The following is a 12,920-nucleotide window of genomic DNA, read 5'->3' on the forward strand; positions in this document are numbered from 1 at the left end:
AAAAAGGGGCTTTGATGTTAACCGATCGCACGCTTCGCTGCTAGGGCGGTTTCTTTCGACGTGTACGCGCCAGACACCGTGCAGTTCTGATATGCTTGGGCACAACGCTATTCATTTCATTCGCTATTCATTAAAAATCGAGGAGCCGGGATGAGCGCAAAATCCCCTGAGCAGAGCACCCCTGAAGTTCTGCGAGCCCTGGTGACCGGTGTATTGGCCGCCTTTGAACACCCGACGTTAAAAAACAACCTAACAACGCTGAAAGCGATTCATCACTGCGCGCTGCTGGACGACGTGCTGCATATTGAGCTGACGATGCCATTTGCCTGGCAAAGTGGTTTTGAGGCGCTGAAGGATGGCGTGAGCGGCGAATTGTTGCGCGTTACCGGTGCGCGAGCGATTGACTGGAAGTTGAAGCATGACATTGCCACGTTGAAACGCGCGAACGATCAGGCTGGCGTAAAAGGTGTGCGTAATATTATCGCGGTGAGTTCTGGTAAAGGTGGCGTCGGGAAATCCAGTACGGCGGTCAACCTGGCGCTGGCGCTGGTGGCCGAAGGTGCGAAGGTCGGTATTCTTGATGCGGATATCTACGGACCATCGATTCCCAATATGCTGGGTACTGAACATGAGCGGCCAACCTCGCCGGACGGACAGCACATGGCGCCAATTATGGCGCATGGGTTGGCGACAAACTCAATTGGCTATCTGGTGACCGATGATAACGCGATGGTGTGGCGTGGCCCGATGGCCAGCAAGGCGTTGATGCAACTGTTGCAAGATACCTTATGGCCGGATCTGGATTATTTGGTGCTGGATATGCCGCCAGGAACTGGGGACATTCAATTGACATTGTCGCAAAACATCCCAGTCACCGGTGCGTTAGTGGTGACAACGCCGCAGGACATTGCGTTATTGGACGCGGCAAAGGGCATTGTGATGTTTGAAAAGGTACATGTGCCCGTCTTGGGTATTGTCGAAAACATGAGTATGCATGTTTGCAGTAACTGCGGCCATCATGAACCCATTTTTGGCACCGGTGGGGCAGAAAAATTAGTGCAAAAATACCAAAGTCGCTTGCTTGGCCAGATGCCGTTGCATATTTCGTTGCGCGAGGATCTGGATCGTGGTCAGCCGACGGTTACCGCGCGTCCTGACAGCGAGTTTGCCGAGATGTATCGCCAATTGGCTGGTCGCGTTGCGGCACAGATGTATTGGCAGGGTGAAGCCATTCCTACAGAGATCGCTTTCCGCGCGTTGTAAGGTTTCATCCAGCAAGACAGCATCGGCGTAATGGCGTGATGTGGTTCAGTTAACGCTATTTTGTCTGATGGGTAGAAATTTTCGGTCGTTCCTAGCGCGCTATCGAATGAACGCGTTGGGAACGGACCGTGTCAATGCCTGAATCCTAATAAGCCACTCCCCCATACAGTGCTACCCAAGGTGCTTTTCTGCCATCGACCATCGCTTTACATACTCCCTTCTGCGCACGGGCAATGTGCTCAGGTGATCAGGCATTTGACAATGCCTCTCCTGCGCACCGCGTAGCATGCCGCAGCTAGGTGTTTAATGCAGGATACAGGCCGGGCATGCCCGGCCACTACGTTGAGTTGATACCGGTGCTATTTGGCTGCGTTATGACGTTACCTGTAGGGGGTAGCATGCCGCAGCTAGGTGTTTAATGCCGGAGACAGGATACAGGCCGGGCATGCCCGGCCACTACGTTGAGTTGATACCGGTGCTATTTGGCTGCGTTATGACGTTACCTGTAGGGGCGTGGCATTCCGCAGCTAGGTTTTTAATGCCGGAGACAGGATACAGGCCGGGCATGCCCGGCCACTACGTTGAGTTGATACCGGCACTATTTGGCTGCGTTATGACATTACTTGTAGGGGCGTGGCATGCCGCGCCCGTTAATATCGTACCGAGTTTTTGGTGGCGTGACCTGACTAGCAGGCCTAACCAGCGGGGGAACAAATGTTCACGATAAATAGGGCTATCTAAAAAACGCAGATAACACAAAAAAACGGCCAATACAGTTCAAGATTAACTAACAGGTATTAGCCGTAGTGGCGGTTTATTACTCTTGAGATCATTTTAATGTTTTATGCAAATCAGCTCGAGTAAAAGGGTGCTCTATTTGTGCCAGCGTCACGGCAATCTTTTCCAACAGGTTTTGCGTCGGTGCTGGTTGACGATGCCCCATCAACAGCACGGGTAGAGCCAGCAGAATAACGGTTTTTAGCCAAGAAAACTGTGGGCGAGTTTTATTGTATTGCAACCACAGGAACAGCGTGCTGGCGGTTAAGCCCAGTAACAGACCGGTAATCACTTCTGAGGTCGAGTGCACGTTGATGGCGAGCCGTGACCAGCCGATGGCCATCGGTAATAGACAACCCACCGAGATGGCCGTGCGGCGCAGTAGTGGGCGACAACTCCCGCTAATCAACCACATGAATACCGGCCAAATAGCAGAAGAAAGCGCCGTGTGGCCGCTGAAACCAGTAAAGTCATAGCGTGCGCTGCCGATTCCCCAACCCATAAAGGCTAATTTAGAGGCACAGACCAAGGCGCCGACAATGCCGAAAATGAATGCCCATTGCCAGGCCGTATTGCGGGTGCCCGCAGAGGACAGCAGCAAAATGAAAACAATCAAAGCCGTTGGCAATAGCAAAAGGCTATCGCCTAAGAAGGTCAGGAAATACCAATCCAATGCGGGACTCTCCCTTAATTTATGTATCCCGCAAAGCGGAAAATGTTCAGTGGGTGAGTTTACCTTGATGTGTCAGATTACCCTACAGTCAAAGTTCCTAAAACAGGGGTTTCTCTAAGCGGAAACGACAATAGAGTGGCGCGGAGCATGGCAACTCCCTATAATTGTCACGTTTTTATCCGTCATACTTCAAGTTGCATCTTGATTGGTTGCCTTTTGTTCACGTCAGTGATGTTGTGAGCTCGGCTTCTGGGGGCGTTGAGCCTTGGCTCACCCGTCACGGCCTTAGATGCAGCAAGAATTATTTTGGGTGTGTATCCTCCCTTCATATTACGAATTCAGGTCTTTAATTTTATGACTGACAAGCCGCATCAGTGCGTCATTATTGGTATAGCTGGCGCATCTGCCTCTGGGAAAAGCCTTATAGCTAGCACATTGTATCGCGAATTGCGCGATCAGGTTGGCGATGAACATATTGGCGTTATCCCTGAAGACAGTTACTACAAAGACCAAACTCACCTGACCATGGAAGAACGGGTCAAGACTAACTACGACCACCCCAGCGCTATGGATCACAGCCTGTTGTTCCAACATCTGCAAATGCTTAAGGCCGGTAAGGCGATTGAATTACCGCTGTACAGTTACACTGAACATACGCGCAAGACGGAAACGGTTCATCTGGAGCCGAAAAAGGTCATCATTCTTGAAGGGATTTTGTTGTTGACCGATATGCGCTTACGCCAGGAAATGAATTTCTCTATCTTTGTCGATACGCCGCTGGATATTTGTTTGATGCGTCGTATGAAACGTGATGTGAATGAACGCGGCCGCTCAATGGATTCGGTGATGGCGCAATACCAGAAAACCGTTCGTCCTATGTTCTTACAGTTTATTGAACCTTCCAAGCAATATGCCGACATTATCGTACCGCGTGGCGGCAAAAACCGTATTGCGATTGATATTCTAAAAGCCAAAATCAGCCAATTTTTTGAATGATACGGTATCAGGCCGGAGTGATGATTTCCGGTCTGACGTCAACTATTTATATCCCGACGTAGACCTTTTGCCGGTTGTATGGCAATTTTTGTTGTAGAGAATGCATCCCGATGGAGAGAGAAAAATGAGACTGTGCGACCGTGATATAGAGGCTTGGCTGGATAGTGAAAAATTGGTCATTTCGCCGCGACCGCCAGTCGAGCGGATTAACGGTGCTACAGTGGATGTTCGTTTAGGGAACCAGTTTCGCGTGTTTCGCGGGCATACGGCGGCATTTATCGACCTGAGTGGGCCGAAAGATGAAGTCAGTGCTGCATTGGACCGTGTGATGAGCGATGAAATTGTGCTGCCGGAAGGGGAAGCCTTTTTCCTCCACCCTGGAGAGTTGGCGCTGGCCGTGACGCTTGAATCTGTGACGCTGCCGAATGATTTGGTCGGCTGGCTGGACGGGCGTTCTTCGCTGGCGCGCCTGGGATTGATGGTGCACGTTACAGCCCATCGTATCGATCCCGGTTGGCAAGGCCGTATTGTGCTTGAGTTCTATAATTCAGGTAAGCTGCCGTTGGCTCTTCGCCCTGGTATGTTGATCGGTGCGCTGAGTTTCGAACCGCTGTCGGGCCCGGCGGCGCGGCCTTATAACAGCCGTCAAGATGCGAAGTACAAGGACCAGCAAGGTGCTGTGGCTAGCCGTATCGATAAGGATTAAAGACGCTGGCTGCTGAGCTGATAAGAGGAAGGCATGAGACGATTACTGACGACGTTGGCAATTTTGCTGGTGGTACTGGTGGCAGGGATGTCTGCATTGGTGCTGCTGGTCAATCCAAATGATTTCCGCAGTTACATGATCGGTAAGGTCGAACAAAAAAGTGGCTATCACCTGACGTTGGAGGGTGATTTGCGCTGGCATGTGTGGCCACAACTCAGTATTTTGGCTGGGCGCATGACCTTAACTGCTCCGGGTGCGCATTCTCCAGTGGTCAGCGCTGAGAACATGCGTCTTGATGTGAAATTGCTCCCGTTGTTGTCTCACCAACTGTTTGTCAAACAGGTGATGCTGAAAAATGCGGTTTTTCGTCTCACGCCTGACAGTGAAGAACAAAGTCAACCTGATGCGCCAATCGCGCCCGGCGGCGGCGTTGCGGAAGCGACAGAGACCGCGTGGAAATTCGACATTGATAATTTGCGTGTTGTGGACAGTCTGCTGATTTGGCAGCGTGCGAATAACGAACAAATCAATGTGCGCGATCTCAACCTGACATTGCAGCGCACCGGCGATCGCCAAGCTGAAATGGCCCTTTCCAGCCGAGTAAATCGCGATCAACGCAATCTCACCTTTAACCTGGCAGCCGATCTGGATTTGCGCCACTATCCGCGGCAGGCGAGCGCCACGATTAATCAGTTAACTTATCAACTTGAAGGTGCTGACATTCCGGTTGGCGGCTTTAAAGGCCAAGGTTCGGTCAAAGCCGTGTATCAGCAAAGCCCGCGGCAGTTGGTGCTTGACCAAATGACGCTAGGTATCAATGAAAGTCAACTGAGTGGTAATGCGATTATCGGTTTAGAAGCCGTGCCGACTTACGCATTAAACCTAGCATCTCCACATCTTAATGTGGATGCACTTTCCGGCTGGCAACGCCGTTCTGCTGGCGATACGCAGCCTGCTATGATGGCGGGGGCACCGGTGATCGCCAACGCAGGTGAGGAACAACAAAAAAATATGCGTGCGCTGCGTGATTTCGATGCGCAAATTAACATCAACGCAAAGCAATTAACCTATCGTGGTATGGATGTTACCCATCTTAATCTTCAGGCCGAGAACCAGCGCGGGTTACTGACGGTAACAACGCTATCTGGGCAAGTTGCGGGTGGCGATTTCTCTTTGCCTGGGTCATTGGATGTGCGCACTGAAAAACCGCTGATTGATGTAAAACCGCAGTTGAAAAAGGTTGAGTTGGGCACGGTGTTAAAAGCCTTCGAGTTACCACAGGTAATGACGGGCACACTGAGCATGAGTGGTGACTTAACGGGTGACAGATTAACCGCGGAGTCCTTTGAACATCACTGGCGGGGCGATGTGCAACTGGCCGTGCAGGAAGCCAAACTGCATGGTTTGAATATACAACAATTGATCCAACAGGCGATAGCACGCAATGACAGTAGCATTCGCGGGCTAGATGAATATCAACGTTATACCGAAGTGAAACAGCTTAGCGCTAAAGCTAAGTTGAAAAGCGGAAATATTGTTGTTAGCGATCTTACTGCGGATTCGTCGATGCTGAATATTACTGGCGGCGGTAAGCTGGATATGCCAGGCAAACAGTGTGATATGGCATTAAATGTGCGGGTTACCGGGGGATGGCAAGGGCGCAGTGCGTTGATTGATCAATTGAAGAAAACCGCAATTCCGTTACGGGTTTATGGGCCATGGCAGCAGCTGAACTATCAACTGCAGGTCGATCAAGTGCTGCGTAAAACGCTACAAAATCGTGCGAAAGAGGCCCTCAATAAATGGGTCGACAAGAATAAAGACGCGCGTGAAGGACAAGAGCTCAAGCAACTGCTCGATAAGTTGTAATGTTTTATCGGTGCTGACCAACGCTTGGCCAGCACCATAACATCCCCATCGTTAAATACTGCTTTCCCTGATAGTTTCTATTTGTAACTTTGATGAAAGTCATGTTTCCTTATACTGAATTTGTGCACAGTGGTGCGCACTTCTGTCAGTTTAGATGTGCAGAGCAGCGTAAAAAAACAAGTAGAGGAAATATGATAGAACTTCTGATTGGGGTCGGTGTGGCTGTAGGGGTTGGTCGCTATATTATTAAAGGTTATTCCGCTACCGGCGTATTGATGGTAGGTGGCCTGATGCTTTTGGCGATCAGTGCTTTGATGGGGAAAAGCGTGCTGCCTGCCAGTGCTGCTTCGACGGGGTGGCACGCAACCGATATCATTGAGTACGTTAAGATTTTGCTGATGAGTCGCGGTGGCGATCTTGGCATGATGATCATGATGTTGTGTGGTTTTGCTGCTTATATGACGCATATCGGTGCTAATGATGTAGTGGTTAAGTTAGCTTCGCGCCCTTTGCAGATGATTAACTCGCCTTATTTACTGATGGTAGCGGCTTATTTTGTTGCTTGTCTGATGTCCTTGGCGGTGTCGTCTGCCACCGGTCTTGGGGTATTGCTGATGGCCACGCTGTTCCCCTTGATGGTTAACGTTGGTATTAGTCGTGGGGCAGCAGCGGCTATTTGTGCCTCTCCGGCAGCGATCATTCTGGCACCAACTTCCGGTGATGTGGTATTGGCAGCTAAAGCGGCAGAAATGCCGCTGGTCGATTTTGCATTTAAAACGACTTTACCGATCTCTATCGCTGCGATTGTTTGTATGGCCGTGGCACACTTCTTCTGGCAGCGTTATCTCGATAATAAAAACAATGAACAGCATCACATCATGGATGTCAGCGAAATTACCACCCATGCACCTGGTTTTTATGCGGTATTGCCGTTTACGCCGATCTTAGGTGTGTTGGTGTTTGATGGTAAATGGGGGCCAGAATTGCATATCATCACTGTTTTGGTGTTGTGTATGTTGTTGGCAGCGGTGATTGAGTTTGTGCGCAGTTTTAGCGCTCAAACGGTATTTAGCGGTCTGGAGGTTGCCTATCGCGGTATGGCCGATGCCTTTGCTAGTGTGGTCATGCTGTTAGTGGCCGCGGGCGTTTTTGCACAAGGGTTGAGTACCATCGGTTTTATTAGTGGTTTGATTAGCCTCGCTCAGTCGTTCGGTACGGGTGGCATCATTATGATGTTAGTGTTGGTAGTGATTACGATGTTGGCAGCGATGACGACGGGGTCGGGCAATGCGCCGTTCTACGCCTTTGTTGAGTTAATCCCGAAGCTTGCCGCACAGATGGGGATCAATCCGGCTTATCTGGTTATTCCTATGTTGCAGGCGTCGAATCTTGGTCGCACGCTGTCGCCGGTTTCGGGCGTGGTGGTGGCGGTTGCCGGTATGGCGAAGATTTCGCCGTTTGAAGTGGTAAAGCGCACGTCGGTACCCGTGATTGTTGGATTAATTGTGGTGATTGTGGCAACAGAGTTATTGGTGCCAGTACAGCTTTAAGTAGGGTGATGTCGGGCGTGCAAAACGCCCGGTAATGGCTCAAGCATCATCGTCCAACGTGGTAGGGTTTAGCGGCGTGATTTTTACCTTCACAATTCGATGGTGAATGATTTTCAAAGGTTCAAAAAGATAGTCGCCAATGGTCAGTTGTTCCCCTTCCTGCGGGATACGTTGACAATGATCCATCAGCAGACCCGCCAATGTGTGATACTCGCGTTTGTCTGCCAGTGGTAGTGGTAAGTAGAGCACTAAATTTTCCAACGGCATGAAACCATTAGCGATCCAATGGCCATCTCTTGTTTGGTGAATGTCGTATCGTGGATCTAACTCCCCGTCGCTCTCAGGCAGATTACCGGCGATGGTTTCCATCACATCGGTGAGGGTGACAATGCCTTCAACGGAGCCAAATTCGTCCACCACTAGGGCAAAGTGCGTTTGTGCCTGTCGGAATTGCTCTAACGCACTGAGCAGGGTGAGGTGTTCCGGGAAAATTAACGGCTGACGTATCAATGAGCGTAGATCTAATGCCTGTAGTGCTAACTGTTGTTTAAGCACGTCAATAGTATGGATAACGCCGAGTGGTTCGTCATGGGTGCTGCTTGCTGTTACCACAATACGCGTGTGTGGGCTCTTCTCTAGTCGTTTTCTCAGCGCGTGTTGCGGTTTATCAAGTTCAAAATATTCAACGTCATGACGTGAGGTCATGATGCTGCCCACCGTGCGCTGTGCCATTCCCATCACACGTTCAATCATGTGACGCTCTTGTCGGTTGAAAATCTCGCCAGCTTCACTCTGGCTGTCGGTGATGAGATTGGCGGTATCGCGGTCAATTTCAGCGTCCTCATGCTTGCCACTCAGCATACGTAATACGGCTTCTGCTGTGCGTTCGCGCAACGGCCGTAGCTTCGATAAGAAACGACGACGATTAAATCGCGCCAATTGATTGAGTGCTTCAATCAATACTGAGAAGCTGATGGCGGCGTACAAATATCCTTTGGGAATAGGGTAGCCAAACCCTTCCGCGACTAGGCTGAAACCGATCATCAGCAAAAAACTAAGGCAAAGAGTCACGATAGTAGGGTGTGCACTGACATAGTGAGTCAGTGGTTTACTGGCAAGTAACATCAGGCCGATAGCAATACACACCGCGAGCATCATCACCGGTAAATGGTTAACCATGCCCACCGCCGTAATAACCGAATCTAGCGAGAATATGGCATCGAGCACGACAATTTGTGCCACAACCGGCCAAAAACGTGCTCCTTTATGGGGTTCTTGCTGTAGTTCGTCCTTGCCTTCAAGCCGCTCGTTGAGTTCCAGTGTGGCTTTGAACAGCAAAAATACGCCCCCAATCGACATGATAAGGTCGCGAGCACTAAAGGGATGCGCTAAAAAAATAAACAGGGGTTTGGTGAGTGTGGTCAACCAAGAGATAGAGGTAAGCAACGCCAAACGCGTCAGCAACGCCAGTAATAGGCCGACAACACGCGCTTTATCCCGCTGATGTTTTGGTAATTTTTTCGCCAGGATGGCAATGAAGATCAGGTTGTCTATCCCCAAGACGATTTCCAGCGCGACAAGCGTGGCTAAACCGATCCAGATTGTCGGATCTGCGATCCATTCCATACGCCTACCACCACCTTTAGCTTGACGACTTATACCGTAAAAGAATGATGGCGCCGTAAGCTCAAAATTTCAACGCTCACATATTATTACCGTGGTTAATTATAAATCTGATGGCATTGGGGTAAAACGATAAACCTTGACGTATTTATCTTTGGGCGGGAGAAAGTAGTTTTATTGCGTAGAGGTATGCTTTTCTTCTTATTGATAACCTCGCGATAAATACGGTTACTTCATTATAAATCAGAGGATTACGATATGATTCGGTGGCTACATCAAGTTAGTTGTTCTTGTGATAGTAGTCTTATTCTGAAAAGGGCATTCATCTACCATGTTTGGCTTGTATCAGTATCACAATAGTATAAGAATCTTAGGTGAATAAACACTAACAAATATCATCGTTTAGTTATAAGCGCGTAGTTTTTTTACTTTTTTGTGACCAGTCTATCAATTACGTATTGAGACAGTGAAATGTTCACGACCCAAGTGAAACGGAAGTGCAATCGGTTCACAGGAGTATCGATGACAGTGCATTGGTAGCTGAAAGCCAAGGGCGGTAGCGTGTCTGAATGCCCGTGGCGTCCAAAAATTGAACCCATATTGTTCGATAAAGATACATTTATAAGTATCTGATTGTAGGTAAATAAAATGCAAAAAAGACTGAAAGCAGTGATCCCCGTAGCGGGATTAGGTACACGAATGTTGCCTGCAACTAAAGCCATTCCGAAAGAAATGTTACCGGTGGTCGATAAGCCGCTGATTCAGTACATTGTCAACGAGTGTGTAGCTGCAGGAATCAAAGATATTGTATTAGTTACTCACTCCTCAAAGAACGCGATTGAGAACCATTTTGATACCTCCTTCGAACTGGAAGCCGTGTTGGAATCACGTGTTAAACGCCAACTGTTAGAAGAAGTTCAAAGCATTTGTCCTGCGGATGTAACGGTTATGCAGGTGCGCCAAGGCCAAGCTAAAGGATTGGGACACGCTATATTGTGTGCTAAACCCATGGTAGGTGAGGAGCCGTTTGTGGTGTTGCTACCTGATGTATTGTTGGATGATGCAACTGCCGATTTGCGCAAAGAGAATCTTGCTAAAATGATGGCACGATTCTCTGAAACTGGCTTTAGCCAAATTATGGTTGAGCCAGTGCCGGAAGAAGATGTCTCGAAATATGGCGTGGTCGACTGCGGTGGGGTGACCTTGACGGCAGGAGAAAGCGCCCCTATGGCTGCGGTTGTCGAAAAGCCTGCGCTTGATGAGGCACCGTCTAATTTGGCTGTTGTGGGTCGCTATGTGCTTTCAGCTGATATATGGGCATTACTGGCTAAAACCCCGCCGGGTGCCGGTAACGAAATTCAGTTGACCGATGCGATTGCCATGTTAATGGCTCAAGAGACGGTTGAAGCATTCCATATGAGTGGTAAGTCACATGATTGTGGTGACAAACTGGGTTACATGAAGGCTTTTGTGCAATATGGGCTGCGTCATAAGACAGAAGGGGATGATTTTAGTCAGTGGCTAAAACAGGCGCTGAATCAGCGTTAAGTGACTCCTACAGACCATGATAGAGAAAGAGGATTACCATGACCAAGTTGAAAGCTGTTATTCCTGTCGCTGGTCTGGGTATGCGTATGCTGCCGGCAACCAAGGCGATCCCCAAAGAAATGTTGCCACTCGTCGATAAACCGTTAATTCAATACATCGTTAATGAATGCGTTGCCGCGGGCATTAAAGAAATCATACTCGTTACGCACTCTTCTAAAAACGCGATCGAAAACCATTTTGATACTTCTTTCGAGCTTGAAGCGATGCTTGAAGCCCGTGTCAAGCGGCAACTGTTGGAGGAAGTGCAGTCAATAACCCCGAAAGGTGTGACGTTGATGCATATCCGTCAGGGGCAACCGAAAGGCTTGGGGCATGCAGTCTTATGTGCAAAACCGCTGGTTGGAGATTCACCATTCGTTGTTGTATTGCCTGATGTGGTGCTTGATGATGCTAAAGCCGACCTTAAAAAAGATAATTTGGCACACATGATCGCACGCTTTGAGCAGTCCGGTCTAAGCCAAGTGCTGGTACAAGCGGCTGACGAAAATGTGTTACATGATTATTCGGTGGTTGAATGTGAGACTAATTCGCTAAGACCCGGTGAAAGTGCGCTTATGACCTCGATAATTGAGAAACCGGGTCGTGAAATTCAGTTACGTTCGAACTACTCTGCTGTAGGTCGTTATGTCCTATCTGCTGATATTTGGCCGATATTAGAGCAAACAGAACCCGGTGCTTGGGGAAGAATTCAACTGACAGATGCGATTGCAACCTTATTGAAGGTGAAGCCGGTCGAAGCAATGGAACTGGTAGGTGAATCGTATAACTGTGGTGAAAAGTTGGGCTATTTAAAAGCATTTGTTACGTATGGTCTGCGTCATCCAACCCAAGGAAAAGCGTTTCAACAGTGGGCTGAAAAAATTGCGTTCTGAATCGTTTATCTTTAAGTAAGTTTGATATTACCAGCGTACAGAGGACAGCACTCGAAGCGAGGTTGCGGTTTTCAAATTCTTAAGGGCTGGCCTTGCCAGAGGTACGGCGGCGATGCCAGCGATTGTGAGCGCACTTGAATAACTGGCTGGCAAAGCGATCATTACCCTCAGAACGAATGAAAAATGCTTTTCGCACCGGCGCTGTCGTAACAGAGATCTTAATCGCTCATACTGCCACAATAATTGTGGGGGTTCAGTAAGGTTGGTAATACTGAACAGAACTGGCAGCTCCATTCTGTATAAACAATGACAACTTCTGGGTGTTTACGCCACCATACGGCCATCGCATCACAGGTCAGGTGTGTCATCATCCGCCTGCTTATGATTACCCGTGACCATAAATCAATGACAACCGCTAAGTAAAGCTAGGCTTTGTACGTCGGCGGTAGATGTCACCTGCTAATTTTTGGTTAGGGCTGTCGGCGTAGACGCCAAGCATACCAACCGCAGTGGGCGGCACTGAGCGCTCGGCTTTGATGTTACACATCTACCTGATGTTTTTCGATAAAGACAGATTTTGTTTCGGACACTTCATTATTATGAAGCAGGCATTTTGGAGCATGGACAACTCTTCATATTTTTTAGTTGGTTAGCGCTTTAACTGGGCGATTTTATTAGGTATTTTCTATTCGCGTCCAGATTCAATGTGTTGTAGTTCGCTGTGGCAAGTATAAAACTGCGATTCTTACACGCTGATTTTGCGGGCAACTGTGGTCACGACAATACGTTCGGTCTGTTTAATAGGGGCTTGGCGAAATTCAGGGGCAGCTTGCAAGACTGTTTTTTGGTCAATACGGATTTTTCATGTGAGCGATCTCTGGTTAAGAGTGTAGTGGCACACTGAATTTGGCCACCTGAATAGAGGTGGTATCATCACCTCACAGTCAAAACAGGTGACATTATGACCGGACGTAACAGACGCA

9 protein-coding genes are annotated in these 12,920 nt (G+C 48.8%); 7 read left to right on the forward strand and 2 right to left on the reverse strand.

Features of this window, described 5'->3' with window-relative positions:
* The first annotated feature begins 150 nt into the window (after nt 1-150).
* Nucleotides 151-1,263: an iron-sulfur cluster carrier protein ApbC gene (gene apbC / locus ACQKDS_RS04080; protein ID WP_399666162.1), complete on the forward strand. Its 1,113-nt coding sequence runs from the start codon at nt 151-153 to the stop codon at nt 1,261-1,263.
* Nucleotides 1,264-2,092: 829 nt separating this feature from the next.
* On the opposite strand, the gene ACQKDS_RS04085 is transcribed toward apbC, so the two are convergent.
* The gene (locus tag ACQKDS_RS04085; protein ID WP_399666165.1) at nt 2,093-2,713 is read right to left on the reverse strand and encodes a phosphatase PAP2 family protein; all 621 of its coding nucleotides are present in this window, start codon (nt 2,711-2,713) and stop codon (nt 2,093-2,095) included.
* 354 nt (nt 2,714-3,067) lie between these two features.
* On the opposite strand from ACQKDS_RS04085, the gene udk reads away from it, so the two are divergent.
* From udk to dcuC, 4 genes are all read left to right on the forward strand, one after another.
* Complete coding sequence (gene udk, locus ACQKDS_RS04090; protein WP_399666169.1) at nt 3,068-3,709, forward strand: uridine kinase; 642 nt, start codon at nt 3,068-3,070, stop codon at nt 3,707-3,709.
* 124 nt (nt 3,710-3,833) lie between these two features.
* Nucleotides 3,834-4,415, forward strand: a complete 582-nt coding sequence (gene dcd, locus ACQKDS_RS04095; protein WP_039992300.1) for a dCTP deaminase — start codon at nt 3,834-3,836, stop codon at nt 4,413-4,415.
* Nucleotides 4,416-4,448: 33 nt separating this feature from the next.
* Entirely contained in the window at nt 4,449-6,284 is a 1,836-nt protein-coding gene (asmA, locus tag ACQKDS_RS04100; protein ID WP_399666172.1) for an outer membrane assembly protein AsmA, read from the forward strand.
* A gap of 191 nt (nt 6,285-6,475) precedes the next feature.
* The gene (dcuC, locus tag ACQKDS_RS04105) at nt 6,476-7,834 is read left to right on the forward strand and encodes an anaerobic C4-dicarboxylate transporter DcuC (protein WP_399666175.1); all 1,359 of its coding nucleotides are present in this window, start codon (nt 6,476-6,478) and stop codon (nt 7,832-7,834) included.
* Nucleotides 7,835-7,873: 39 nt separating this feature from the next.
* Here the strand turns inward: dcuC and ACQKDS_RS04110 are convergent, their stop codons facing one another.
* Entirely contained in the window at nt 7,874-9,460 is a 1,587-nt protein-coding gene (locus tag ACQKDS_RS04110; RefSeq protein WP_399666178.1) for a TerC family protein, read from the reverse strand.
* Nucleotides 9,461-10,105: 645 nt separating this feature from the next.
* Between ACQKDS_RS04110 and galU the strand changes: the two genes are divergently transcribed.
* Together galU and ACQKDS_RS04120 are read left to right on the forward strand one after the other, a co-directional pair.
* Nucleotides 10,106-11,005 (forward strand): UTP--glucose-1-phosphate uridylyltransferase GalU, encoded by a 900-nt coding sequence (galU, locus tag ACQKDS_RS04115; protein ID WP_399666181.1) that lies wholly within the window; start codon nt 10,106-10,108, stop codon nt 11,003-11,005.
* 38 nt (nt 11,006-11,043) lie between these two features.
* The gene (locus ACQKDS_RS04120) at nt 11,044-11,937 is read left to right on the forward strand and encodes a UTP--glucose-1-phosphate uridylyltransferase (RefSeq protein WP_399666184.1); all 894 of its coding nucleotides are present in this window, start codon (nt 11,044-11,046) and stop codon (nt 11,935-11,937) included.
* Nucleotides 11,938-12,920 lie beyond the last annotated feature (983 nt).

The organism is Serratia sp. NPDC078593 (assembly GCF_050268245.1).
Classification (GTDB): domain Bacteria; phylum Pseudomonadota; class Gammaproteobacteria; order Enterobacterales; family Enterobacteriaceae; genus JBNNGK01.